24 protein-coding genes and 1 pseudogene are annotated in these 25,881 nt (G+C 65.6%); 14 read left to right on the plus strand and 11 right to left on the minus strand.

From position 1 onward, the window contains the following. Positions 1-81: 81 nt before the first annotated feature. From WAW17_RS31685 to WAW17_RS31695, 3 genes are all read right to left on the minus strand, one after another. Positions 82-1,254, minus strand: a complete 1,173-nt coding sequence (locus WAW17_RS31685; RefSeq protein WP_422336789.1) for a cation:proton antiporter — start codon at positions 1,252-1,254, stop codon at positions 82-84. A 6-nt stretch (positions 1,255-1,260) separates the two neighbouring features. Continuing rightward, complete coding sequence (locus WAW17_RS31690; protein ID WP_422336790.1) at positions 1,261-1,743, minus strand: cation:proton antiporter regulatory subunit; 483 nt, start codon at positions 1,741-1,743, stop codon at positions 1,261-1,263. A 113-nt stretch (positions 1,744-1,856) separates the two neighbouring features. Next, positions 1,857-2,231, minus strand: a complete 375-nt coding sequence (locus WAW17_RS31695) for a DUF952 domain-containing protein (RefSeq protein WP_422336791.1) — start codon at positions 2,229-2,231, stop codon at positions 1,857-1,859. A 299-nt stretch (positions 2,232-2,530) separates the two neighbouring features. Here WAW17_RS31695 and WAW17_RS31700 point away from each other — a divergent pair, with 299 nt between their 5' ends. Next, the gene (locus WAW17_RS31700) at positions 2,531-2,725 is read left to right on the plus strand and encodes a DUF7455 domain-containing protein (RefSeq protein WP_422336792.1); all 195 of its coding nucleotides are present in this window, start codon (positions 2,531-2,533) and stop codon (positions 2,723-2,725) included. 103 nt (positions 2,726-2,828) lie between these two features. Here WAW17_RS31700 and WAW17_RS31705 read toward each other — a convergent pair whose 3' ends face one another. Next, on the minus strand, positions 2,829-4,562 hold the full coding sequence (locus WAW17_RS31705) for a DEAD/DEAH box helicase (RefSeq protein ID WP_422336813.1): 1,734 nt from the start codon (positions 4,560-4,562) through the stop codon (positions 2,829-2,831). A gap of 263 nt (positions 4,563-4,825) precedes the next feature. On the opposite strand from WAW17_RS31705, the gene WAW17_RS31710 reads away from it, so the two are divergent. After that, a complete protein-coding gene (locus tag WAW17_RS31710) occupies positions 4,826-5,980 on the plus strand; it encodes a YihY/virulence factor BrkB family protein (RefSeq protein ID WP_422336793.1) in 1,155 nt (384 codons plus the stop codon). On the opposite strand, the gene WAW17_RS31715 is transcribed toward WAW17_RS31710, so the two are convergent. Next, a complete protein-coding gene (locus tag WAW17_RS31715; protein WP_422336794.1) occupies positions 5,953-6,189 on the minus strand; it encodes a DUF3039 domain-containing protein in 237 nt (78 codons plus the stop codon). The two genes, WAW17_RS31710 and WAW17_RS31715, sit on opposite strands and share 28 nt — an antisense overlap. A 60-nt stretch (positions 6,190-6,249) precedes the next feature. On the opposite strand from WAW17_RS31715, the gene WAW17_RS31720 reads away from it, so the two are divergent. From WAW17_RS31720 to WAW17_RS31730, 3 genes are all read left to right on the plus strand, one after another. After that, entirely contained in the window at positions 6,250-6,609 is a 360-nt protein-coding gene (locus WAW17_RS31720; RefSeq protein ID WP_422336795.1) for a DUF3099 domain-containing protein, read from the plus strand. A gap of 85 nt (positions 6,610-6,694) precedes the next feature. After that, positions 6,695-8,173 (plus strand): DUF7059 domain-containing protein, encoded by a 1,479-nt coding sequence (locus WAW17_RS31725; protein WP_422336796.1) that lies wholly within the window; start codon positions 6,695-6,697, stop codon positions 8,171-8,173. Between the two features lie 166 nt (positions 8,174-8,339). After that, entirely contained in the window at positions 8,340-9,311 is a 972-nt protein-coding gene (locus tag WAW17_RS31730) for a sigma-70 family RNA polymerase sigma factor (RefSeq protein WP_422336797.1), read from the plus strand. An 81-nt stretch (positions 9,312-9,392) separates the two neighbouring features. Here the strand turns inward: WAW17_RS31730 and WAW17_RS31735 are convergent, their stop codons facing one another. Together WAW17_RS31735 and WAW17_RS31740 are read right to left on the minus strand one after the other, a co-directional pair. Further along, positions 9,393-12,044 carry a GNAT family N-acetyltransferase gene (locus tag WAW17_RS31735; protein ID WP_422336814.1) on the minus strand — a complete coding sequence of 884 codons (2,652 nt, stop codon included), beginning with the start codon at positions 12,042-12,044 and terminating at the stop codon, positions 9,393-9,395. 49 nt (positions 12,045-12,093) lie between these two features. Further along, entirely contained in the window at positions 12,094-13,365 is a 1,272-nt protein-coding gene (locus WAW17_RS31740; RefSeq protein WP_422336798.1) for an acetoin utilization protein AcuC, read from the minus strand. A gap of 134 nt (positions 13,366-13,499) precedes the next feature. Between WAW17_RS31740 and WAW17_RS31745 the strand changes: the two genes are divergently transcribed. Both WAW17_RS31745 and galE read left to right on the plus strand, forming a co-directional pair. Continuing rightward, positions 13,500-14,192: an iron dependent repressor, metal binding and dimerization domain protein gene (locus tag WAW17_RS31745; protein WP_422336799.1), complete on the plus strand. Its 693-nt coding sequence runs from the start codon at positions 13,500-13,502 to the stop codon at positions 14,190-14,192. Positions 14,193-14,195: 3 nt separating this feature from the next. Beyond that, a complete protein-coding gene (gene galE, locus WAW17_RS31750; RefSeq protein ID WP_422336800.1) occupies positions 14,196-15,188 on the plus strand; it encodes a UDP-glucose 4-epimerase GalE in 993 nt (330 codons plus the stop codon). A gap of 7 nt (positions 15,189-15,195) precedes the next feature. Here galE and WAW17_RS31755 read toward each other — a convergent pair whose 3' ends face one another. Next, positions 15,196-16,350 carry a DUF4192 domain-containing protein gene (locus tag WAW17_RS31755; RefSeq protein WP_422336801.1) on the minus strand — a complete coding sequence of 385 codons (1,155 nt, stop codon included), beginning with the start codon at positions 16,348-16,350 and terminating at the stop codon, positions 15,196-15,198. Between the two features lie 159 nt (positions 16,351-16,509). Beyond that, entirely contained in the window at positions 16,510-17,223 is a 714-nt protein-coding gene (locus WAW17_RS31760) for a DUF5642 family protein (protein WP_422336802.1), read from the minus strand. Between the two features lie 285 nt (positions 17,224-17,508). Here WAW17_RS31760 and WAW17_RS31765 point away from each other — a divergent pair, with 285 nt between their 5' ends. The 3 genes from WAW17_RS31765 (at position 17,509) to WAW17_RS31775 (ending at position 22,206) form a co-directional block, all read left to right on the plus strand. Next, complete coding sequence (locus tag WAW17_RS31765) at positions 17,509-18,474, plus strand: proteasome assembly chaperone family protein (protein ID WP_422336803.1); 966 nt, start codon at positions 17,509-17,511, stop codon at positions 18,472-18,474. A 133-nt stretch (positions 18,475-18,607) separates the two neighbouring features. Continuing rightward, entirely contained in the window at positions 18,608-19,645 is a 1,038-nt protein-coding gene (locus WAW17_RS31770) for an alpha/beta fold hydrolase (protein WP_422336804.1), read from the plus strand. 56 nt (positions 19,646-19,701) lie between these two features. Then, complete coding sequence (locus tag WAW17_RS31775; protein WP_422336805.1) at positions 19,702-22,206, plus strand: DEAD/DEAH box helicase; 2,505 nt, start codon at positions 19,702-19,704, stop codon at positions 22,204-22,206. Between the two features lie 4 nt (positions 22,207-22,210). Here the strand turns inward: WAW17_RS31775 and WAW17_RS31780 are convergent, their stop codons facing one another. Continuing rightward, positions 22,211-22,615 (minus strand): DUF5997 family protein, encoded by a 405-nt coding sequence (locus tag WAW17_RS31780; protein ID WP_422336806.1) that lies wholly within the window; start codon positions 22,613-22,615, stop codon positions 22,211-22,213. Between the two features lie 61 nt (positions 22,616-22,676). Here WAW17_RS31780 and WAW17_RS31785 point away from each other — a divergent pair, with 61 nt between their 5' ends. Continuing rightward, positions 22,677-23,432, plus strand: coding sequence for a LysR family substrate-binding domain-containing protein (locus WAW17_RS31785; protein WP_422336807.1), 756 nt, complete (start codon positions 22,677-22,679; stop codon positions 23,430-23,432). A gap of 1 nt (position 23,433) precedes the next feature. Here WAW17_RS31785 and WAW17_RS31790 read toward each other — a convergent pair whose 3' ends face one another. After that, complete coding sequence (locus WAW17_RS31790; RefSeq protein WP_422336808.1) at positions 23,434-24,354, minus strand: hydrogen peroxide-inducible genes activator; 921 nt, start codon at positions 24,352-24,354, stop codon at positions 23,434-23,436. Positions 24,355-24,541: 187 nt separating this feature from the next. Here WAW17_RS31790 and WAW17_RS31795 point away from each other — a divergent pair, with 187 nt between their 5' ends. The 3 genes and pseudogenes from WAW17_RS31795 to WAW17_RS31805 all read left to right on the plus strand — a co-directional run. Beyond that, positions 24,542-25,132, plus strand: a complete 591-nt coding sequence (locus WAW17_RS31795; RefSeq protein ID WP_422336809.1) for a peroxiredoxin — start codon at positions 24,542-24,544, stop codon at positions 25,130-25,132. Beyond that, positions 25,129-25,668, plus strand: a complete 540-nt coding sequence (locus WAW17_RS31800; RefSeq protein WP_422336810.1) for a carboxymuconolactone decarboxylase family protein — start codon at positions 25,129-25,131, stop codon at positions 25,666-25,668. The genes WAW17_RS31795 and WAW17_RS31800 overlap by 4 nt, the downstream gene beginning before the upstream one ends. Before the next feature lie 83 nt (positions 25,669-25,751). After that, positions 25,752-25,881 (plus strand): annotated as a pseudogene (locus WAW17_RS31805) (PhzF family phenazine biosynthesis protein); the annotation flags it as partial.

Raw genomic sequence — 25,881 nt, forward strand, 5'->3', positions numbered from 1 at the left:
GACACGACGATGCTGCCCCCGGTTCACCCGAACCGGGGGCAGCATCGTCGTACACACCGCGCTGTCGTGAATACCGGACTTCTACACTCCCGGGCGAACCCGCATCCAGCCGTTCGCGACCGGTTCGATCACACGTGCCGCCACCGGTCCGATGACGGCCATGAGGAGCACATACGCGGTCGCGAGCGCTACGAGTTCGTTCTCCACCGCCCCCGCTGACACGGCGAGTCCGGCTATCACGATCGAGAATTCACCGCGGGCGATCAATGCCGCACCGGCCCGGGCCCGCCCCAGGCGTCCTACCCCCTGCTGCTTTGCGGCCCACGCGCCGGTGATCATCTTGGTCAAAGCCGTGACGACCGCAAGGAGCGCGGCCCAACCGAGTACGGGTGGTATCTCCGTGGGATCGGTGTTGAGACCGAACACAACGAAGAACATGGCCGCGAACAGATCGCGCAGCGGTTCGAGAACTCGGCTCGCATTGTGGGCGGTGGATCCTGAGATCGCAATTCCCAGCAGGAAGGCACCGACCGCCGCCGACACCTGCATGGCCGAACTGATGCCCGCCACTAGAAGGGCTGCGCCGAGCAGTTTGAGGAGCAAGGTTTCGCTGTCCGGGCTGTCGAGCAGCATCGAGACATACCGTCCGTAGCGGAGAGCGATCACGAGGACGATCGAGATGGCGAGCAGTGAGATCCCGACGGCTTCGAATCCACCGGCGAAGCTGACACCGGCCAGCAGGGTCGTGAGGATCGGCAGGTAGACAGCCATGGCGAGATCCTCGAACACGAGGATCGACAGCACGACGGGCGTTTCGCGGTTACCGAGGCGGCCGAGGTCACCGAGAACCTTCGCGATGATCCCGGAGGACGAGATGTAGGTGATCCCGCCCATGACGAACGCGCCGGTGATTCCCCACCCGAGCATCAGGGCGAGAACAGCTCCCGGAGCAGCATTGAGTACCAGGTCCAGGACGCCTGCCATCCAGGACCTGCGCAAACCGACGACGAGTTCCGAGGCGGTGTATTCCAACCCGAGTAGCAGGAGTAGGAGCACCACGCCGATCTCGCTCGCGAGGTGGCTGAACTCGCTGATGTCGCCGAGTTGAATGAACCCGCCGTTACCGAAACAGAGTCCGCCAAGGAGATAGAACGGGATCGGCGACATTCCGAATCGTGCGGCCAGACGACCGAGCAGGCCGAGCGAGAAGAACACCGCGCCCAGTTCGATGAGCGCGAGAGTGGTTGTGTTCACTGGCCGTCAGCCGTGAGTCAAGATCTTGGCCGCGGCGTCGAGTCCCTCTGCAGTTCCCACAGCAACCAGAAGGTCGCCGCCGGTGAGCAGGAAGTCCGGGCTCGGAGACGGGTTCACCTGACCGGCCCGCATGATGGCCACGATCGACACCCCGGTGCGCGTCCGCATCGCCGTGTCACCGAGCGTTCGCCCGTCGAACCGCGAGTCCTCCTTGATATCCAATTGTCTGGTGCGGATACCGGGCATATCACGGTGCTCCTCCTCGAGCTGCGCGACCAGCTGCGGAGCCCCGAGCAGATTGCTGAGAACCGCGGCTTCCTCCGTGGTGAGCGGCAGGGAAGCCGCGCACGCGTCCGGGTCCTCCTGCTTCGACACGATCAGATCGATGCGCCCGTCCCGATGGGAGATGACACCGATCCGGCGACCGGAGGCGACGACGAAGTCCTTGCGTACCCCGATGCCCGGTAGAGGCGTCACTTCTACGTTCATGGGTCCACGGTAGCCCCGACTCCGGACACTGGCGCACACGGCACACACGCGCGTCTGAGCATGTCCGAATCGGCCACAGTCGATGTTGTGGCACTCGGGGAAACGTGGGGAAATCAGGGCAACGCGGGGAAATATCCGTCTTCGTCCGGCAGGTAGTGATCGACGGCGGTCACCGCGCTCATCGGAAGCGGTCCGTACAGGTGCGGAAACCTCATCGACGTCGGATCCGCAGGAACCCCCGCTTCCCATTTCACAGGTGCGCCCAGTGCAGCCGGATCCACTCTGAGCAACACCAGATCGGTGCGCCCGGCGAACAGTCTGTTCGCGGGGAGGTGCACCTGGGCGGGAGCCGAAAGGTGCACGAACCGGTCGGTTGCGAAGGTGTCCGGGACTCGCACCCCGTCTCGCCGCGCAGCCTGCCATTCGTCGCGACTGCACAGGTGAACCAACTCGTCGGTGTCGCCGGCATGCGCGTCTTCGGGATTCACATCAGCGAGACTATCGCCGCACCCGCGACAACACATCAGCGAGACTATCGCCACACCCGCGACAACGAATCAGCTGTCAGCGAACCCCGACCGTGCGGTTTCTTCGAAAACCCGCTCGTCAGGCGTCCTGTCAGCGTGTTCGGCGCTGAACATGTGTGATGCAACACTGAGAAACGCGGATGGGAACAACGCGTAAATGCCGAACGTCTGTAAGAGTAGATCTACCGCGCCACTCCCGACGCGGCGGACCAAGGCCCCAGGCGACTTCGGCATCAGCCGAAAGCCAGTACGGAGGAGTCATGCCCGGAACACTGACCAGCCCAGCGTTGACCGCTGCCGACCGGTGCGACCGGTGCGGTGCGGGAGCACGCGTTCGCGCGGTGCTTCCCACCGGAGGTGAGTTGCTCTTCTGCGGCCACCACGCCACCGAGCACGCAGATCGCCTTCGCGAGATGAACGCCACGATCGAGTCCGAAACCGAAGCGGCGATCTAAGTACGTCAGCCCGGGTGACCCATCCCAGGGCTCACCACATCAGAGACGAGACCGGCGAGTGAAAATCACTCGCCGGTCTCTTCTGTTCGACGGGGCTGCCCCCTCACCACTGCCGCAGGGTGGAGATTCTCTCGGTCAGCTGTTCCACCGTGGCGATCGCCGTCGGAGGTCCCCCGCAGATCCTGCGAAGCTCACCGTGGATGGTGCCGTGAGGTTTGCCTGTTCGGTGATGATGCATCGCGACGAGACCGTTCAACTCCCGACGTAGCTGAGCGAGTTGCCCTGCGGCCGCAACCCTGTCCGCCACCTGAGCAACGGGCGCAGGCGGGGCCGGAGCCGCCGATTCCGGCTTGTCGATCTGTTCCTGCTGGCGCTGACGTAACAGGGCACGCATCTGCTCGGCATCGAGAAGCCCCGGAAGGCCGAGATAATCGGCTTCCTCGTCGGACCCCGAGAACGTGGCGGTCCCGAAGGAGGAACCATCGTAGATCACCTGATCGAGTTCGGCGTCCGCCCCGATCGAGGTGAACGCCTTCTCCTCCTCGCCGGGCTCGTCCTTCTGCTTGTTGGCGTCGGCGAGAAGGTCGTCGTCGAAACCTTCCTTCTCACGATGCGGCTTGCCCAGGACGTGGTCGCGCTGCGCCTCGAGCTGGCTGGCCAGGTCGAGGAGAACCGGCACCGAGGGAAGGAACACACTCGCTGTTTCCCCCGGTCGACGGGAACGCACGAAACGACCGATGGCCTGCGCGAAGTAGAGCGGAGTGGACGCGCTGGTGGCATACACGCCGACGGCGAGCCGGGGGACGTCGACACCTTCGGACACCATCCGGACGGCAACCATCCACTTCTGCGCACTGGCCCCGAACTCCGCGATCCGCTTCGATGCCGTCGGATCATCGGACAGCACGACCACGGGGTCCTCGCCCGTCACGGCCTGCAAGGTCTGCGCGTACGCGCGCGCGACCGTCTGATCGGTAGCGATGACGAGACCACCGGCGTCGGGCATGCCGCCCGACCGCAGCTGTCCCAGCCGAGTGTCGGCGGCGTGCAGTACCGCGGGAATCCAGTCGCCCCCCGGATCCAGGGCCGTCCGCCACGCACGGGCCGTCTGTTCCGCGCTCAGCGGCTCGCCCAGGCGCGCCGAGAACTCTTCGCCCGCGCTGTTTCGCCACCGGGCTTCGCCGGAGTACGCGAGGAACACGACGGGCCTGACGACACCGTCCGCGAGCGCATCCGAATACCCGTACGCATGATCGGCCTTCGACCGCATCAACCCTTCGCGGTCGGGCTCGTACGTCACGAACGGGATCGCGCTGTCGTCGCTCCGGAACGGCGTACCCGTGAGCGCAAGGCGCCGCGTGGCGTCGCCGAACGCCTCACGGATGGCCTCACCCCAGCTCTTCGCGTCACCGCCGTGGTGGATCTCGTCGAGAATTACGAGCGTGCGCCGGCTCTCGGTGCGGACCCGGTGCTTGAACGGATGCGACGCAACCTGCGCGTAGGTGACGACCACGCCCTGATAGTCGCTGGACGTCTGCCCGGTCGAGTTCGAGAATCGCGAATCCAGGGCGATACCACTCCGCGCGGCGGATTCGGCCCACTGGTGCTTGAGGTGTTCGGTCGGCGCGACGACGGTCACCTGATCGACCGTGCGGTCCCGCAGCAATTCCGTTGCCACCCGCAGAGCGAACGTGGTCTTACCCGCACCCGGTGTCGCCACCGCGAGAAAATCGCGCGGTCCGGTCGACAGATACTTGGTCAGCGCACGACGCTGCCATGCGCGCAGCGCTACCGCAGGCTTCGCTGTGCCGGCCGCAGAGAGGTCACCGGACGCCACCTCTGCGCTCACTATCTCAGCACTCACTTGGCGGCCCTCCGCTGGCACAGCACCGTTTGCTCGCACTCCTCGTATTCGTTGTATTCGTTCGACTTCCAAGGCACGCACCCCACAGCCGCTGACCGTTAGGGAGCCTAGCGCCACATACCGACCACACCCGCATCGTGCGACGGGTACAGCGCGCCCGTGTCGGAAGAGTCACCCCGACACGAGGACACCAGCAGTGGGCATCTCGGCGTGTCGTCAGGGATGCTGGAAGCATCATGACCGAAACGCCCCCGACAGCGCCGGAGCGCGGTGATGCCCACCCCCGGCCGGGGTGGCATCCGCTACGCCGCACGCTGAGCGTGATCGGACGCACCCTGAGCAAGGCCTGGGACGACTCGATCTTCGGGAAGGCGGCCACGGCAGCGTTCTGGCAGACACTGTCCCTGCCGCCCCTCCTGCTCGGTCTGCTGGGAATGCTCGGCTACGTCGGCGGATGGTTCGGGCCGGACACCGTCGACATCATCCAGTCCAAGATCATCACCTTCAGCGGGTCCGTCTTCAGCGACACTGTCGTCGATCAGATCATTCGGCCGACGGTCGGCGACGTGCTCGGCCAGGGCCGCCCCGAGATCGTGTCGTTGAGTTTCCTGCTGTCGCTGTGGGCGGGATCCTCCGCGATCTCCACATTCGTGGACTCGATCGTCGACGCGCACGGGCAACAGGAGGCACGGCACCCGGTCTGGCAGCGGTTGTTCGCGCTGTTGCTCTACGTGGTGTTCCTGGTCCTCGCGGTCTTCACACTGCCCCTGGTCGCACTGGGGCCGACACTCGTGGTCAAGGTCCTCCCCGAAGCCTGGCGACCGATGGGGACCGAGCTGGTTGATACCTTCTACTATCCGGCGGTCGCCTTGCTGCTGATCGTGGGGCTCACGACGCTGTACAAAGTGGCGCTGCCCAAGTCGCTGCCCTGGCATCGACTGCTCGGAGGCGCCCTGGTGGCAGGCGCCTTCTTCCTCGGAGCGAGCATCTGCCTCCGCTGGTATCTCGCGTGGGTGACCGGAACGGGCTACACGTACGGCGCTCTGGCGGCGCCGATCGCGTTTCTCCTGTTCACGTTCTTCCTAGGCTTCGCCGTGGTTCTCGGCGCGGAGTTCAATGCCACGATCCAGGAGTTCTGGCCTGCGCGGGCCACCCGCATGGACCAGATGCGGGAATGGATCGCCGCTCAGACAGAAGGGACGTCCACAGCCGGTCCCGTGACCAACCTCACCCGCAGGATCGCCACCGCTCCGATCAAGATCATGGGCGCAGAACTCACGCGAACGGACCCGGAGGACAGGTCCGGGTCCGATGAGGCGCCGAAGGCCGACACACCCACCACGGCGTCCGCGCCGACGGAACCTCATTCGCCCTTGCGCAACCCCTCGTAGATTTTCTTGCAGTCGGGGCACACCGGCGATCCGGGCTTCGCGGATTTCGTCACGGGAAACACCTCGCCGCACAGCGCGACGACGTGCGTGCCCATGACCGCGCTTTCCGCGATCTTGTTCTTCTTGACGTAGTGGAAGAACTTGGGGCGGTCGTCATCGGTCGATTCGTCGGTGGTGACGTCGGGCCGTTCCTTCGTTTGAGTGCTCACCACTCAATAATGCCGCACCCGCATGTGCATTCGCGCGTCCGGAGTGGAACAGTGGAGGGCATGGCACGAAGTGCGGGATTCGGCGGGTCCGACCAGGCCGGCTCACCGGATAAACCGGTTCTCATCACAGAAGCTGCGCAATCCATCGAGGAGCAGCATCGTGCACGGGTCCGCAAGTACCTGATCATCATGTCCTTCCGGTTCCCCGCCCTCATCTTCTCCGCGGCCGCCTACGGCATCTGGGGAAACGCGCTGATCTCGGTGGCGATCATCGCCGGGTCGATCCCACTGCCGTGGATCGCGGTCCTCATTGCCAACGACCGTCCGCCGCGCACCAAGGACGAACCGAGCCGCTACACACCCCGCGTGAGCGATTCCCCGGCGCTTCCTGCGCCGCCGCACCGCACCATCGACGGCTGAGCGTTTCGAGGGCAGCGCGTTTCGAGGGCAGCGCGTTTCGAGGGCAGCGCGTTTCGGGGGCTGGGCTGACTGCAACAATGCCTCCGTGAACCGGAACAAGCTGTTGTCGATCTGTGCCCCTCTGCGGCAGGCTCTCGTTCGGCACCGGTACGACACGGACACCCTGTTGGACGAGCTGGGCCCGGAGGTCCATTCCGCGCTGAGCCGTAACGAGCCGGTTCCCGTGCGCCGTGCGAGCGCGTCGTGCGGGGAGCTGGGAACGCTGATCCGTCTGTTCCTGCTGAATGACGACTGCCCGGCAGGGGAAGTGGGTGCCGCGCTGGCACCTGTGTCCCTCGACGACGCGGTGAGCGCCGGGCTGCTCGAGTCCGAAGGCGACATCGTGCGTGCGGCGCTCGACCTGCGGCCCATGGATGTCGGCGGCGGTACCCGGTGGGTACTTTCCGACCTCGACGGATCCTTTCGTCCCCGGGACACGGCCGTCGACCATGTGATCGGTGTCGGCCACGCCTCACTGTCGCTGCTGCAGGCCACCCCCACCGCGCCGGTCGGAACGCTGCTCGACATCGGGACGGGCTGTGGCATCCAGGCCCTGCACGGTGCGTCCTACGCGGAATCGGTCACCGCGACCGACCTCAATCCGCGGGCCGTCGACCTCGCTGCGGTCACCATGGCCCTCAACGAAGAGCAGGCCGAGTTGCTGGCCGGGTCTTGGTTCGAACCCGTCGAGGGGCGCACCTTCGACCAGGTGGTGGCCAATCCCCCGTTCGTCGTCGGGCGCGCGGAGGTGGGACACACCTACCGCGACTCCGGTCTCGACCTCGACGGCGCGAGCCGGTTGATGATGTCCCACGCCGCCGAGTATCTGGCCCCCGGCGGAACCGCAGCCCTCCTCGCGTCCTGGATCCATGTGTCCGGTGAGGACTGGCGCGCCCGTGTCTCTTCGTGGATACCCGCGCACGGAATCGACGCCTGGATCGTCCAGCGCGATGTCGCCGACCCCGCGCTGTATGTGGGGACCTGGATGCGTGACGGCGGGCTCGACACCCGGCACCCGGCCTCGTCCCGGATCGCCGAGGAATGGCTGGACCATCTGGCCGACGCGGACGTGGCGGGTATCGGGTTCGGATTCGTCTACCTGCGCCGGACCGACAAACCCAGCGATGTGCTGGCCGAGGACCTCACCCACGGTTTCAGCGATCCCCTGGGGGCCGAGGCTCTCGCCTACTTCGACAGGGTGGCCTGGCTTCGCGATCACGACGTGCTCACCGCGCGGTTCCGCGTCGACGGGGGCACCGCCCTGGAGCGGGTCTACCTTCCGAGCGAGGAGGGCTGGCAGCAGGTGGTGACACGTCTACACCGCGGCAACGGACCGGCGTGGCAACACGAGGTGGACGAACTCGTCGCGGCCCTTCTCGCGGGCATGCGCGGCGACGGCCTCGTGCTGGGTGAGTTGATCGAGTTGCTGTCCGCCGCGTACGACACCCCGGCCGAGGAACTCGCGCAGTCGGCCGTACCGCTCGTGCATTCTCTCGTTCGCCACGGCCTGGTGCTGCCGGCGTAGTCACGCTGTTCCCCGGCGATCCCCCTTATACGTGTTCTCAGCAACTTCTCAGGACACAACCGACGTAGCTGCAGGTCACAGCCTTCCCGTCAAATAGGGTCCGGGAACTTTCCCGACCCCTCGGTGCGTTGATCCCTATGAGACACCACCGATGAGGAGGCAAGTCATGACAAGCCCCAGCACCACCACTCGCATTCGCCCCAGTGCTGCCGATATGGACGCTCAGAGCCCCGCAGCCGACCTGGTCCGCGTCTACCTGAACGGGATCGGCCGCACCGCGTTGCTGACCGCCGCAGACGAGGTAGAGCTGTCCAAGCGAATCGAGGCTGGGCTTTACGCCGCTCACGTACTCGAGACCGGCAAGCGCCTCTCCCCCGCCAGGAAGCGTGACCTGGCGACGATCGTGCGTGATGGCCAGAGCGCCCGTGCACACCTTCTCGAAGCCAACCTTCGTCTGGTCGTGTCGCTCGCGAAGCGCTACACCGGGCGTGGAATGCCGCTGCTCGACCTCATCCAGGAGGGAAACCTCGGCCTGATCCGTGCCATGGAGAAGTTCGACTACGCCAAGGGCTTCAAGTTCTCGACGTATGCGACGTGGTGGATCCGTCAGGCCATCACCCGCGGCATGGCCGACCAGAGCCGCACGATCCGACTACCAGTGCATCTCGTGGAGCAGGTGAACAAACTGGCTCGCATCAAACGTGAGCTCCATCAGCAGCTCGGGCGCGAGGCCACCGACGACGAATTGGCCGAGGAGTCGGGTATTCCGGCGCACAAGATCGCGGACCTGCTCGACCACAGCCGTGACCCGGTAAGCCTTGACATGCCGGTCGGCAGCGACGAGGAGGCTCCCCTGGGTGACTTCATCGAGGACTCCGAGGCCACGTCCGCGGAGAACGCCGTGATCGCCGGCCTGCTACACAGCGACGTGCGCAGCGTCCTGGCGACGCTCGACGAACGTGAGCAGCAGGTGATCCGCCTGCGCTACGGACTCGATGACGGTCAGCCCCGCACGCTCGACCAGATCGGGAAGCTGTTCGGTCTCTCCCGCGAGCGGGTGCGCCAGATCGAGCGTGAGGTCATGGGCAAGCTGCGCGAGGGGGATCGCGCGGAACGGCTTCGCTCCTACGCCAGTTGATACTGCGTCTCAGCACTGCGCCGGTGTTCGATTCCGAACACCGGCGCGGTGCTGTCGGCTCATGCATTCGGGACTACTCGGTCACCGCAAGCGGCGGGGCCCGAGATCGGCAAAGCTCGGTTCCGGGCCGATACGCACCCGTGAATCCGTGATCTGAGCGCCCTCCGCAGACGCGAGGACCGGTTCGCATGCCAGTTCCCGGACCTCCGGCAGGTCATCGGCCAGTGCGGAGATCCGCTGCACCAGATCGACGAGTGCCAACTTGTTCACGGGCACAGCATTGCGGTAGCCCGACAGAAGCGGGGCAGCTTTGGGTGCGTCGATCAATTCGGTGGCGGTGTCCTCCGTCAACGGCAGGACCCGGTAGGCACGATCTCCGAGAAGATCGGAGATGACACCCGCGAGACCGAACGAGATCAGCGATCCGAACGACGGGTCGTCCTGCACCCCGATCACGCAGCCGATTCCCTTGGTAGCCATCTTCTGCACGTGCAGGAGTGGTTCGCCGGAAGCCGCGGCGAGACCGTGGTAGGCGAGCCGGACGGAGTCGGGACCCACCAGATCGAGCCGCACTCCCCCGAGATCGGGCCGGTGCCGCCACAGTTCACCGGTCGCCTTCACTGCCACCGGGTATCCCAATTCGTCCGCGGCGGCCACCGCTTCGTCTTCGTCGGTGACGGAACGAAACTCCACCACCTCGACCCCATAGCACGCGAGCAACTGCGCGGACTCGACGTCCGAGAGCCAGCGCCCCGGCGACGCCTCGAGCCAGCCGGACACAAGCGCCTTGGCCTTCTCCGGATCGATCCGGTTGGGGCGCACTACTTTCGATACCGGCTTGCTCTTCCACTGCGCATACCGCCAGGCGCGGGCCAAGGCCAGAGCCGCCCGCTCAGGGCCGGGATACGAAGGAACCGAACCCCGGATCGGGTGGCCCTCCTCACCACGCACCGCCAAGACATCCGGGACTCCCTCGGCCGCGAGGAAGGTGGTCAGGACGGGCTTGTCGGCACCCCGCACCGCGTCTTTGAGTGCCTGCGCGAACGGCTCGACGGGAATGGCGACCGGCGGAACGAACACGGCGATCACGGAGTCCACGTCGAAGGACGCCAAGGCATCCCGTACCGCCGTCGCAAACTCCTCGGGACCCGCCTGCGGCCCGAGGTCCACCGGTTCACCGACCTGCAGCCCTTCACTGCGAGCGGCGTCGGCCGCGAGCACCCCCAGCGCGGTGGAGTTGCCCACCACGGCGAGTCGCGGGCCGGCAGGCAGGGGTTGATAACCGAACAGCAGTGCACAGTCGAACAACTGTGAGATCGATCCGACCTGGACGACACCGGCTTGTTCGAACAGGGCGCGCACGATCGAATCGTCCATCTCCACACCGGTCGCGGCCAGAACCGGCGGGACGGCGTGCCGGCCGCTCTTGACCGCGACGATCGGCTTGTTTCTCGCCACGCGACGGGCAATACGTGAAAACTTGCGCGGATTACCGAAGTTCTCGAGGTAGAGCAACACCACCTCGGTCGCCGGATCCGAATCCCAGTACTGGAGAAGGTCGTTGCCCGACACGTCGGCACGGTTGCCGGCAGAGACGAAGACGGACAATCCGATTCGGCTGCGAGCCGCCTCGTCGAGGATGGCAATTCCGAGAGCGCCGGATTGACAGAAGAATCCGACGTTTCCAGGGCTGGGCAGCACCGGCGCAAGGGTGGCGTTCAGTGAGACCGCCTGGTCGTTGTTGGCCACGCCGAGAGCGTTGGGACCGATGAGCCTCATTCCGTGCGCCCGCGCGGCATGCACGAGGCGTCTTTCCGAGTTCTGTCCGGACGGACCGGTCTCGCCGAACCCGGAGGACACGACCACCAGTGCTTTCACACCCTTGGCCAGGCAGTCGTCGAGAACCGCGTTGATGGATTCGGCAGGAACGGCGACCACGCCCAAATCGACCTCGTCCGGGATGTCACGGACCGTGGGGTACGCCCGCACCCCGTGGACCGAACGGTGCTCGGCGTTGACCGGATACACCGGACCCGTGAAACCCGACCTCAGCAGGTTGAGAAGCACGGCGCTTCCCACCTTCGACGTGTCGCTCGACGCACCGATCACAGCAACCGAGCGCGGGCTCAGCACATTACGCACACTCCGGGCCTCGGCTGCCCGCTCACGCGAATTCCGCACGGAGACCATGGCTTCGGTGGGGTCGATGGCGAATTCGAGCCTGAGCACACCACCTTCGAAACTACGGCTCACCTGGTAGCCGGCTTCCCGGAAGACCGTCACCATGTTCCGGTTCTCCGCGAGCACCTCGGCGACGAACATGGTCAACCCGTTCTCGGCTGCGGCGGCGGCGAGGTGTTCGAGAAGGATAGGACCGAGTCCGCGTCCCTGGTGCGCGTCCGCGACAACGAACGCCACCTCCGCCGATCTGCCGTCGCCCTCGTTCGTGAGTCGTTCGTAGCGGCCGACGGCGATGATCTCGTCGCCGAGCACGGCGATGAATGCCACCCGATCGTGATGATCGATCGTCGTGAAATGAACTATGTCACGCTTCGACATCGTCGGGTACGGACCGAAGTACCTGAGGTACCGCGTGCGTTCGGACAGCTTCGAGTGGAACGCGACGAGTTTGTCCGCGTCCTCGGGCACGATCGGCCGCAGTGCCACGGCCCCGCCGTCCGCGGCGAGGACGTCGACAACCCAGTGCGGCGGATAATTGTGCGCCGCGTCCAGGCTCTCCTCGTCCCCGCCGGTCGTCGGCTGAGGGGCGCCGTCCGTCGACTCAGTCACGTGGATCCTCCGGGTCGAGTCCGAGCAGGGGGAAGGTAGCGCGGCGGGTGGCAGCGACCGCCGAATCTATCCGTGTCAGCGCCCGATCTACCGATGCGACACCTGTTTCCGGCGTGCCTCCGGGGCCGTCCCACGGTAGGTAGTCGACATCGCCGCCGTCTCCCATGGTGGCCGGAAGGTCGACTGCGGGCGCCATGGCATGCGCGCGTTGCCGCCAGTCCTCGGGCACCACGCGGGTCGGATCGATCTCACGATCGAGCGCCGCGGCGATCAGGTGCGTCCACGCACGGGGAACGACGCGCACAAGGCCGTAGCCGCCACCACCCACTGCGAGCCAGCGGCCTTCGGCGTACCGGTCCGCAAGCTCACGCATGGCGAGAAAAGAGGCCCGTTGACCGTCGACCGTCAGCGCGAGGTCGGCGAGCGGATCTTCGCGGTGGCTGTCGACCCCGCACTGACTGATCACGATCTGCGGACGGAACGCCGCGATGGCGCCGGGGACTACGGCGTGAAAGCCGCGCAGCCACAGGGCATCGACGGTACCGGGGAGGACGGGAAGATTGACCGCGGTACCTTCACCGGCACCGGCACCCACCTCACTCGACCAGCCGGTGTTGGGCCACAACGTCGCGGGATGCTGATGCATCGAGATAGTGAGCACGCGCGGGTCGTGGGCGAACGCATGCTGGACGCCGTCGCCGTGGTGCGCATCGACGTCGATGTAGGCGACTCTGTCGAAGCCGTTGTCCAACAGCCAGGAGATCGCGATCGCGACGTCGTTGTAGACGCAGAATCCCGACGCCCAGTCGGGCATGGCGTGGTGCATGCCTCCCCCGATGCTGACCGCCCGACGCGTTCGTCCCGCAGCGATCTCGCGGGCCGCGGCGAGCGTGCCGCCCGCCAGGATCGCGCTTGCCTCGTGCATCTGCGGGAACACGGGGTTGTCCTCGGTGCCGAGCCCGTGCGGTGCGCTCGCACCGAGCACTCCGGACCTCGTGGAGTGACCGGCTTCTTTGACGGCCTCGACATAGGCCGGTGTGTGGATCCGCAGGAGTTCGGCATCCGACGCCGGGTCGGGACGAAGCAGTTCGGCACCCTCGAGGATTCCGATGCTGCGCGCGAGCGCCATCGTCAGTTCCAACCGGGTGGGATTCATCGGATGGTCCGTACTCCACCGATAGCTGAGATAGTCCGGGCTCCACACGACTACACGGTGCGAGTCGAATGCGGTCGGGTCCTCTCCGGAACTGATCGACGCGGTCATGAACTCACGCTACTGGTCGGCCCGGGAGGGCGCGAGCAGACCCACCCGGAACGCACTCCGACGCGCTGCCCGACGTGACGGGACCGGACAGTGGTGATCACCGGTAGAATCATGCCCGACGAAGGGGTGTGAGCGTGAAGGATCTGGTCGACACCACGGAGATGTATCTCCGGACGATCTACGACTTGGAGGAAGAGGGAGTAGTTCCTCTTCGAGCTCGGATTGCCGAAAGACTGGAGCAGAGCGGGCCGACGGTGAGCCAGACCGTCGCCCGAATGGAGCGCGACGGACTCCTCCTGGTGGCGGGCGATCGCCACCTGGAACTGACCGAGAAGGGACGCGAACTGGCGGTGTCTGTCATGCGCAAGCATCGCCTCGCCGAACGACTCCTGGTCGACGTCATCGGACTCAAGTGGGAAGACGTCCACGCCGAGGCCTGCCGTTGGGAGCACGTGATGAGTGAGGAAGTCGAGCGCCGCCTGGTGGAGGTGTTGCACAACCCCACCACATCCCCGTACGGCAACCCGATTCCCGGACTGTCGCAACTGGGATTGGATCGGCCGGTGGATCCCCCGGAGACACTGATCCGGCTGACGGATGTGCCGCACGGAGCACCGACCGCGGTGGTGGTACGACGTCTTGCGGAACACGTCCAATCGGACCCGGACGTCATCAGCCGGCTCCGCGAGGCCGGTGTCGTCCCCGATGCGCGCGTGACAGTCGAGACCAGACCGGGTTCGGTCACGATCGGTGTGCCCGGCCACAGCGGCTTCGAACTGTCCGAGGAAATGGCACACGCCGTACAGGTCAAGCAGGCTCAGGGATAATCGATGAAGCTTCTTGTTACCGGCGGTGCCGGGTACGTCGGTAGCGCCTGCAGCACCGTTCTGCTCGAACGCGGTCACGATGTCGTCATCATCGACGACCTCTCGACCGGGAATGCGGACGCGCTTCCTCTCGGGGCGGACTTCGTGGAGGGTGACGTCGCGACGGTCATACACGAGGTGCTCGGCACGGGAAGTGCACCACGCTTCGACGGGGTTCTGCACTTCGCGGCACAGTCTCTGGTGGGCGAATCCGTCGAGCACCCGGAAAAGTACTGGCGCGGCAACGTGGTCACCACTCTCGAACTTCTCGAGGCCATGCGGTTGTCGGGAACACGGCGTCTGGTGTTCTCTTCGACCGCCGCCACGTACGGCGAACCCGAGCATTCGCCCATCACCGAAGCCGATCCCACCCGCCCGACCAATCCGTACGGGGCCACCAAACTCGCGATCGACCACGCAATCACGTCGTACTCCGTGGCGCATTCCCTTGCCGCGACAAGCCTTCGCTACTTCAATGTCGCGGGTGCGTACAAGGGAGCCGGTGAAAATCGGGTTGTCGAAACGCATCTGATTCCACTCGTGCTGCAGGTGGCGCTCGGACAGCGGGAGAAGATCTCGATCTTCGGAACCGACTGGCCGACTCCGGACGGCACCGCGATTCGCGACTACATTCACGTTCTGGATCTCGCCGAGGCGCACCTCCTGGCACTCGAGTCCTCGGTGGAGGGGCGGCATCGCATCTACAACCTGGGAAGCGGCGCAGGGTTCAGTGTGCGCGAGGTCATCTCGGCGTGTGCCCGGGTCACCGGTCGTCCGATCGCAGCGGAGGACGCACCGCGCCGGGCCGGCGATCCAGCGATACTGGTCGCCTCGAGTGATCGCGCGATCGCCGAACTGGGATGGCACCCCGAGCACACCGACCTCGACGAGATAGTCGCCGACGCCTGGGCGTTCCTCCAGCAACTCGGCGACAGGTCCCACGCCGCCGCACGGTGACACCCGTTCAGTCATCCGTTGCCCGCGGCAGGGCGACCCCGAGTTCGGCTGCCCGGTCGAACCCCATCGACGCCAACTCTCTGACCTGGACCGGCCGCAGGCCCGATTGCAGTGCCGTGTCGAGCAATTGGGCGAGACCGTGGTCGGGATCGGACTCGAGCGCGGCGGCGAGGGCGATGCCCGCCATGGGGCCTTCGCCGCGCACATAGGCGCTGTATCCGAGAAGTGCTGCCGCCGTTGCCCGCTCCGGATCCGGTAGACAGCGGACGAGGAACGTCCACAGTTGTTCCGCATCGTCCGCGAAGTCTCCGACCGCGAGAGCGAGGAGACTGTCCCGCACGGCAGGGTTGGTCAATGCGAGTGCCAGTTCGGCGCATTCGGGGGCGAGCAGCGGCTCCCCTGCGGACACCCGCGCGATGTGTGCCAGCACGGATTCGAGCTCCTGGCGATCGCCCCGGAGGGGGTTCGAACGGCGCGCGAGTTCTCGACGGAGATCGACCGATTCGCGAATGATCTCGATCAGCTCTGCGATGTGCCTGCGTTCCAGCGCCGGTCCCGCCTCGACCGTCGCCTCGAGTTCTTCGCGGGAGGACCGGATCGCCCGTCCCTCCAGAACCCGTGCCAGCGCGATGTGAGAAGCCATGGGATCCGATTGCAACCCGCGCCCATCCCCGAAATAGCTGAACCATTCGGCTCCCTCGGCTATTTCGGCCGTGATGAAGACATCGAGCAGTTCGGTGGAGGTGGTCGCGAGCAGATTCTCGAGCGACTCGATGACAGCGCACAGTTCGCGCCGCGAGGTCATCTCGTCCGGGTACGCGAAACGGTCGTCGACCACCACGACGAGGACGCCGGTGGCCTGCTCCCGCTCGAACACCGAGCCGAAATGCTCCAGCGCCGCCCTCATCGATGCCGTCGGGGTTCCGCTGCAGCCCAGGACCAGGTCGTGACGCATTACCGCGCCGAGCGTGGAGACGGGCCGACCGGACAGGCACACGGCCACGATCGAGCGTTCCGGGGGAAATCCGAGGAGCCCTGGAACCGCGGCGAGCAGGTCACCCGGATCCGACAGTCGTACCCGGGCGGGCCCCCGCCACTGGTCCGCATTCGTGTGGCTGTCGTCGGAGAACTCGAAACCGTGCGGATATGAGGGAATCGTCATGCCCCGACTCTTGCCCGGTGACGGAGCGACTCCGACGCACGACCTGGGACGACAGATCGGGCTGTGGATGGGCGGCCGGTTGTGGACAACCATCCCGCGGCGTGCACCGCACCGGCGATCGGACGGCATTCGGGTCATAACCCTGTGCTAGAGCGCGCGTCAGCGGTTCTGCACCCTCAGGACGGCCGCGGTGAATACCTCGTCGAGCGCCGCCGTGTCCGCCTTCGCGTCACCGAATGACATGTGCGTCGCCGACACCCGCACGTCACCCACCTGCGCCAACAAGGTAAGCATCGACTGCGTGACCTTGTCGCCGCCTTTGCCGGACTTGACGGTTCGACGCAACGCGAGGGAGTCGTCGGCCCGAATCGGCGGGGCAGGTGTGATCTCGGTGGTGACGGTGGATTCGGCCCCGCTCGCGGTCACGGTGATTTCTCCACATTCTTCCGTTTGCGCTGCGAGTTCGTCGAGAGGGGCGTCGGTCTTCATCAGTTCCACCGAGATGGTCGACCGTCTCGCGTTGTCGGTCCCGACGGCCATGGCCGTGCCCGTCGGCCCGTAGTCCTGCGCCGGGGGCATACACTCCAGCGGATCGACCACCGCGCCCTGCGGCACACCGGTGAGATCGGGGGCTGCCATCGACACCGCCTGCGGTGGTAGCACGATCGCCTCGTACGGTGCCGGGAACTCGGACGGCTCGATCAGCAGCTTCGACAGGCCCTTCTCCGAGACCGAGCCTGCCCTCACTACCGTGTGCGGCTGCGCCACACCCGACACCGTCGAGGAACACCCGGTGAGGACGGAGACGGCGGCGAACACCGAGAGGATCGGCACGACGACCGCCGCCGGCACCGGTGTGCGTCGAGACCTCAAGATGGACCTCCCGGTCGGTTTTCGCGGCACGCTCGAAGATCCGAGCCTCTTCACACTCTGCCACGCCGGCCCCGGGGCGGCCGGGAGGCAGAGGAAAGGGGGCGGGGTTTCGGCCGACCCGTCATGATCGCTGTCGACGACGAACAAACCCCACCGGACGCGGAAATATCAGGCGCCTCCGGGTCGTTGACACAGGGATGTCCTCCCACTCGACTGTGCGGCGTATCGACGCCGGACCCCGATAGTGGACACTGGAGACCAGGCACAAAGGAGAAGAGGTCTGTAATGGACGAGCAGTCGAAGATGTACGAACTGGAGTTTCCGGCACCGCAACTGTCTTCCGCGGACGGTCAGGGGCCCGTACTGATACACGGTCTCGAGGGCTTCTCCGACGCAGGTCACGCCGTCAAGCTGGCCACCAAACATCTCCGGGAGAGCCTCGAGTCGGAACTGGTGGCGTCCTTCGCGGTCGACGACCTCATCGACTATCGATCGAGGCGTCCCACCATGACGTTCAAGTCCGACCATTTCTCGGACTACGACCAGCCCGAGCTCAATCTCTATGCGCTCGAGGATACCGCCGGCACACCGTTCCTGTTGCTGGCGGGCATGGAGCCGGACCTGCGGTGGGAACGGTTCACCACCGCCGTCCGGCTGCTCGCGGAGCAACTGGGCGTACGTCGGGTGGTGGGGATCAATGCCATCCCGATGGCGATTCCCCACACCCGTCCTCTCGGCGTCACAGCGCACTCCACCAACAAGGAGCTGATCAAGGATCACCAGCGGTGGACCGGAGAACTTCAGGTGCCCGGCAGCGCGTCCTCGCTGATCGAACTGCGGATGGCCCAGCACGGACACGAATCGATCGGCTTCTCCGTTCACGTTCCGCACTACCTCGCCCAGACCGATTACCCGGGCGCCGCGGAGACGTTGCTCGAGAACGTGAGTGAGGTCACCGATCTGAATCTGCCCCTGGCCGCGCTCGGCGAGGCCGCGGCGCGCGTACGCGAACAGGTGGACGAGCACATCGCCGGAAGCGAAGAGGTGCAGACCGTCGTTCATGCACTGGAACGGCAGTACGACGCCTACGTGACGGCACAGGAACAGCAGTCCACCCTCCTCGCCGGCGAGGAGAACATTCCGAGCGGCGACGAACTCGGCGCCGAATTCGAGCGCTTCCTCGCCGAACAATCCCGGCAGGACGGTAACGGCGACCAGACGGGTGCGGACGGCACGAGGGACGACGCCTGACCGCATGCCTGGCGCAGCCCTGTGCCTGCTGCGCCCGCTGCGGTTGTTGGTGAGGCCCCGGTGCAATAGCGTCGTTCCGAGCAAGTGATCGCTGCTTCGACATCCGGTGGACGCACCCAAGTAAGGAGGCGACATGAGCGGTACTCGCGTACGCAAGCTCAGGCCCGTTCCGGATGCCGAAACGCGGATCATCTTCCGTACGATTCATGGGTACCGCCGCGCGTTCCGCATGGCGGGTGACGGTCCTGCAGTGCTCCTCCTGCACGGGATCGGTGACAACTCGTCCACCTGGACCGAGATCATTCCTCACCTCGCGCAGAAGTACACCGTGATCGCACCGGATCTCCTCGGTCACGGACGGTCCGACAAGCCCCGCGCCGACTACTCCGTGGCCGCCTACGCCAACGGGATGCGGGATCTGCTCTCCACGCTCGGTATCGACCATGTCACCGTCGTCGGACACTCCCTCGGCGGCGGTGTCGCGATGCAGTTCGCCTATCAGTTCCCGCACATGGTGGATCGGCTCGTTCTGGTTTCGTCCGGTGGCGTCACCAAGGATGTGCATCCCCTCCTGCGACTGGCGTCGGTTCCGGTGTTCAACGAGGCACTGAAGATCCTGCGCCTTCCCGGGGCGATGCCCACCGTCCGGTTGCTGGGCAATGTGCTCAGCCAGCTGAACGGAACGCCTCTACGACCGGGCGCCATCCTGCACGACACGCCGGATCTGGTGCGGGTCCTGGAAGAACTACCCGACCCCACCGCGTACGCGGCGTACCTGCGTACCTTGCGGGCCGTCGTGGACTGGCGCGGGCAGGTGGTCACGATGCTCGATCGCTGTTATCTGACCGAAGACCTTCCCGTTCAGATCATCTGGGGTGATCAGGATGCCGTCATACCGGTCAGCCACGCCCATCTGGCCCACGCGGCGATGCCCCACTCGCATCTCGAAGTTTTCCATGGTGCCGGTCACTTTCCCTTCCGCGACGATCCTCTGCGGTTCCTGCGCACTCTCGAGGGTTTTCTCGCCGACACACATCCGCTGGTGTTCGACGAGAACAAGTGGCGTCAACTACTCACCGCAGGTGTCGGCGAGGACACCATCACCGGCAGCGCGTCCACCAGGATGGCGGTGCTCGACGCGATGGGCTCCGACGAGCGGAGCGCGACGTAGGGCATGCGTCGTGTTCGCCGGACGGCGACGAACCGGCTTCCCGCTAGCCTGTAGCAGTGCTCCTTTCCGACCTGCTCCCCGAGAACGCGGATTCCGATTCCGTTTTCGACGCCTTCGTCTCGTGGACCGATGAGCGAGGTCTGACGCTCTATCCCGCCCAGGAAGAATCCGTCATGGAGCTCGTCTCCGGTAACAACGTCATTCTGGCGACCCCCACCGGGTCCGGAAAGTCGATGGTGGCGGTCGGTGCCCACTTCTATGCCATGGCCACCGGGAAACGCACCTTCTACACCGCTCCCATCAAAGCTCTCGTCAGTGAGAAGTTCTTCGCACTGTGCGAGGTGTTCGGCGCGGAGAACGTCGGGATGATGACCGGTGACGCCGCAGTCAATTCCAGGGCACCGATCATCTGCGCCACCGCGGAGATCGTGGCGAACCTGGCGCTGCGCGAAGGACCGGATTCCGACATCGGTCAGGTGGTGATGGACGAGTTCCACTTCTACTCCGAACCCGACCGCGGCTGGGCGTGGCAGGTTCCGCTCATCGAACTTCCCCACGCCCAGTTCCTGCTGATGTCGGCGACGCTCGGCGAGGTGGATTTCTTCCGCACCGACCTCACACGGCGGACGGGCCGTCCCACCACAGTGGTGGCCGGGACCGAGCGCCCCGTGCCACTCATGTATTCGTACGCAACCACACCGGTGAGCGAAACCATCGAAGAACTCGCAACCACCAATCAGGCCCCCGTCTACGTGGTGCACTTCACGCAGGCCTCTGCACTCGAGCGTGCACAGGCACTGACCAGTGTGAACTTCTGTTCCCGTGCGGAGAAGGACGCCATCGCCGAAGCACTGGGCGGGTTTCGCTTCACCACCGGGTTCGGGAAGACGCTCTCGCGGCTGGTCCGGCACGGAATCGGAGTCCACCACGCCGGGATGCTGCCGAAATATCGCCGGCTGATCGAGAAACTGGCCCAGGACGGGCTGCTGAAGGTGATCTGCGGAACGGACACGCTCGGCGTGGGCATCAACGTTCCGATCCGCACGGTTCTCCTCACCGGATTGACCAAATTCGACGGCACCCGGACCCGCCATCTTCGGGCGCGCGAATTTCACCAGATCGCGGGCCGCGCCGGCCGCGCCGGATACGACACGCTCGGCACCGTCGTCGTGCAGGCCCCCGAGCATGAGGTCGAGAATCTCCGTGCCCTCGCGAAAGCGGGCGACGATCCGAAGAAGCGCCGCAAGGTGCAACGCAAGAAGGCGCCGGACGGATTTGTGTCCTGGAGCGAGGCAACATTCGACCGCCTGGTCGCCGCCTCGCCCGAACCCCTCACGTCGCGGTTCTCCGTGTCGAACTCCATGCTGCTCAACGTGATTGCACGGCCCGGCAACTGTTTCCAGTCGATGCGGCACCTTCTCGAGGACAACCACGAGTCGCGGCCCGCTCAGCGGGGGCACATTCTCAAGGCGTTGTCGTTGTATCGCGGGCTGATCGATGCGGGCGTGGTCCAGCGACTCGACGAGCCTGACGCCGACGGCAGGATGGCCAGGCTCACGATGGAACTGCAACGCGATTTCGCTCTCAACCAGCCGCTCTCGCCGTTCGCCCTCGCCGCACTGGAGCTCTTGGACAAGGAATCCGAATCCTACGCACTCGACGTCGTCTCGGTGATCGAGTCCACGCTCGACGATCCGCGGCAGGTTCTCATGGCGCAGCAACACTCGGCGCGCGGCGAGGCCGTGGCACAGATGAAAGCTGACGGCATCGAGTACGACGAGCGGATGGAACTGCTCGAGGAGGTCACCTGGCCCAAGCCGCTCGGCGAACTTCTGTTCCCGGCATTCGAGATGTACCGCGGCGGGCACCCATGGATCACCGAGTTCGCGTTGTCGCCGAAGTCGGTGGTGCGCGACATGGTGGAACGGGCGATGACGTTTGCCGAGTTGATCAGCCACTACGGTCTGGCCCGGTCGGAAGGCCTGGTTCTCAGGTACCTTGCGGACGCGTATCGGGCATTACGTCAGACGGTTCCGACGGAATCGCGGACAGAGGAACTCGATGATCTCATCGAGTGGCTGGGTGAGCTCATCCGCCAGGTCGACTCGAGCCTGCTCGACGAATGGGAGTCCCTCACCGATCCGGGAGCCGAGTCGGACGACCAGCAGGTGGCCTTCGGAGCCGACATCGTGCGGCCGATCTCCGCGAACACGCGGGCTTTCCGGGTGATGGTGCGCAACGCCATGTTCCGGCGCATCGAACTCGCGTCTCGGAGACGGTGGGCGGAACTCGCCGAACTGGGTGACGGCATCGATGCCGACGAATGGGAAGAACAGCTTGTGCCGTACTTCGACGAGTACGACACCCTGGGAACGGGGCCCTCCGCCCGTGGACCGCTACTCTTCCAGGTGGAAGTCGAATCCGAGTTCTGGCGGGTGCGGCAGGTTCTGGAGGACCCCGAGGGTGATCAGGGGTGGGCGTTGACGGCTGTCGTCGACCTCCCCGAGTCGGATGCCGCGGGTGAGGTGGTGTTCGACGCTCTCGCCGTCGTGCCGGGTTAGAAGGTCAGGAACGGGACCGGCGCGGCTGGTTTCGCCGTGCCGCGGTCTTCTCCTTGATTCGGATCGCCTCCTGGCGAACCTCGGCCTGGGTGGCCCGCTCCTGCTGAAGCCATTCGGGCCGATCGGACATCAGGGCATCGATCTGCTCGGTGGTGAGCGCTTCGGTGACTCCGCCGCGTGCGAGGCCGGCGATGGATACGCCGAGCTTGGCCGCGACCACCGATCGCGGATGCGGACCGTCCCGGCGCAGATCCTGCAGCCACTGGGGTGGGTCGGACTGCAGTTCGGCCAGTTCGTCGCGTGAGACGACACCATCCTGGAACTCCGTAGGGGTGGCCTCGAGATACACACCCAGCTTCTTCGCCGCGGTTGCGGGCTTCATCGTCTGGGTGGTTTTGTGCGACGTCATTCCCTCAGGATACGGCGCAGGGTTGCGGTGGGCCCGCTCCCCTACCGAGTAGCCTGACGGAGTGACAGACGCGGAGGCACCACGCTCGTTCCGGCTTGCGTACGTACCGGGGGTGACACCCACCAAGTGGGTCCGGATCTGGAACGACAGGCTGCCCGATGTCGCTCTGTCGCTCGTCGCGACAACACCGCAGGGCGCCGCCGACGCCCTGCGCGAGGGCGCCGTGGACATGGCCCTCGTCCGGCTGCCGATCGACCGCACCGGGCTCGATGCCATTACGTTGTATGCGGAGACACCGGTGGTCGTGGTCCCGAACGACCACGTCGCGACCGCCGTGCAGGAGCTGACCACCGACGATCTGGCCGACGAGACCATGCTGCATCCCCTCGACGACGCGCTCGAATGGGAGCGCCGGCCCGGAAAGCCGGCCGAGGAGCGCCCGGAAACGACAGCGGATGGGATCGAGTGGGTGGCAGCTGGTGTGGGTCTTCTCGTCGTCCCGCAGTCACTCGCCCGGCTCCACCATCGCAAGGACCTGACCTATCGAACGGTGACCGATGCACCGGAGTCGGTGATCGCGCTCTCCTGGCCCCGGGGCGAAACCACCGACCTGGTGGAGGAATTCATCGGCATCGTGCGGGGACGCACGACGAACAGTTCCCGGGGGGCATCGGCGCCGGCCAAGTCGCTCAAGGCGGCGGACAAGGCCAGACTCAAACGTGAACGCAGAGCCGCGACCTCGAACGGCAAGAGTGTCCGGTCGACGGGTGGTGCCGCGAAGGGCCGTCCGGGTCAGGCCCGGAAGAAGCGCAAATAACCTACCGAGGTTCTCCCGGCGCCACGGACTTCACCAAATCTGCCAGTTGGCGATAGGCATCTGCCCGTGCACTCGAGGAACGGAAGACGAGGCCGATCGTCCGTCCCGGCGCCGGGACCGCGAACCGAGCGGTCGCCAGTTGCCCTTTCCCGGTCTCGACCCGTACAGCAGACTCCGGCACCAGGGTGACGCCCAGCCCACCGGCGACACATTGCACCACAGTCGACAGTGACGTGGCACGGGTGTCTCCCGCCGCCGGATGGACGTTCGCCGAGCGGCAGAGATCGAGTGTCTGATCGCGCAGGCAGTGTCCTTCGTCGAGGAGTAGGAGCGGAAGGCCGTCGAGTGCACGCGGCGAGATGTCGGTACGGCCCGCGAGTGCGTGCCCGTCCGGCACGACCATCACGAAATCCTCATGGTAGAGGGGCATATCGACGAGTCCCGCACCTCCGCTGGGGAGCGCCATCACCGCGACGTCGAGTGATCCCGTCCGCAACGCCTCGAGGAGCCGGACGGTCTGATCCTCGATCACCTGGGGTTTCAACGAAGGTATCTGCTCCCGCAACGCGGGCAGGACGGCAGGCAAGACGTAGGGTGCGACGGTCGGGATGAGTCCGATGCGCAGAGGCCCGGTCAGCCGGTCCCCGACACCGGCGGCGGTGGCCACGAAACTGTCCGCCGCCTCGAGGGTTGCCTTCGCCTGACCGAGGAGTCGCTCACCGGCGGCGGTGACGAGAACACGGCGGGTGCTGCGCTCGATGAGCTGCACACCGAGTCCCGCTTCCAGAGCCGCCAGCGACTGCGAAAGTGTGGGTTGGCTCACACTCAGACGTGCTGCGGCGGTGCCGAAATGGCGACATTCGGCCACCGCGACGAACACACGCAGCTGCGACAGTGTGGGGTGATAACTCTGATCAGCCATACCTATCAGTCTAGTGCGATCTATCACCTTTACCTTTCGACTACTTTCGTGCAAAATGGAATCACACCAGAAAAGCGCCGGTCGTTCCCATGCGACCCGCGGTTCCGGTCACGCGGACCACAACCATCACCCCGGTCATGGTTGTGCTGCGCCGCGTGTTTCCCCGACAAGTAGGAGGACGACGAATATGGCTCTGCTCACCATCGGCGACCAGTTTCCCGCGTACAACCTGAAGGCCGTCATCGGTGGCGACCTCACCAAGGTCGACGCCCAGCAGCCCGACGACTACTTCACCACGGTCACCAGCGACGATCACGCCGGCAAGTGGCGCGTCGTCTTCTTCTGGCCGAAGGACTTCACCTTCGTGTGCCCCACCGAGATCGCTGCATTCGGAAAGCTGAACGACGAGTTCGCCGATCGTGACGCACAGGTGCTCGGCGCTTCCGTCGACAACGAGTTCGTGCACTTCCAGTGGCGTGCACAGCACGAGGACCTGAAGACCCTTCCGTTCCCGATGCTCTCGGACCTCAAGCGTGAGCTCGTCACGGCAGCCGGTGTTCTCAACGCCGACGGTGTCGCGGATCGCGCCACCTTCATCGTCGACCCCAACAACGAAATCCAGTTCGTCTCCGTGACCGCCGGTTCCGTGGGCCGCAACGTCGACGAGGTCCTCCGCGTCCTCGATGCACTGCAGTCCGACGAGCTGTGCGCCTGCAACTGGAAGAAGAACGACCCGACCATCGATGCGGGTGCCCTGGTGAAGGCCGCCCTCGCATGAGTGTCGACAACCTCAAGAACTCGCTTCCCGAGTACGCCAAGGACCTCAAGCTCAACCTGAGTTCCATTGCGCGCAGCACCGTTCTGAACGAGCAGCAGCTGTGGGGCACCCTCCTCGCCACCGCTGCCGCATCCAAGTCGGCGACCACCCTCGGGCAGATCGCGGAAGAGGCTGCCGACACGCTGTCGGCCGAGGCCTACAACGCAGCTCTGGGTGCCGCATCGGTCATGGGCATGAACAACGTCTTCTACCGCACCAAGGGTTACCTCGGCGGTAGGTACGACGACCTGCGTGCCGGACTGCGGATGAACATCATCGGCAACCCGGGTGTCGAGAAGGCCGACTTCGAGCTGTGGTCGCTGGCGGTCTCCGCCGTCAACGGCTGCAACCACTGCCTCGAGGCTCACGAGAACACCCTCCGGGAGGAAGGTGTCGACCGTGAGGTGATCTTCGAGGCGATCCGCGCCGCGTCGATCGTGGCGGGCGTCGCCCAGGCCGTCGAGGCCAGCGAGACTCTCGCTCCCGCGACCGTCTGACCCACCACTCCAGCAGAAGAACCCCGCGTACGGATTACCGCACGCGGGGTTCTTCGCTCTTCGGCGAGCGGTAGGGTGCGTCAATGCCTATCCATGTAGACGTCGTCCGGGTCTTCACCGACGACAAAGGACGCCATGGCAACCCGCTCGGCATCGTCGATGCCGCTGCGGTTCCGGAACAGGACCGCCAGAAGATCGCGGCCAAGCTGGGGT

It is taken from the genome of Rhodococcus sp. (in: high G+C Gram-positive bacteria) (assembly GCF_049286785.1).
Taxonomy (GTDB): Bacteria; Actinomycetota; Actinomycetes; order Mycobacteriales; family Mycobacteriaceae; genus Rhodococcus_F.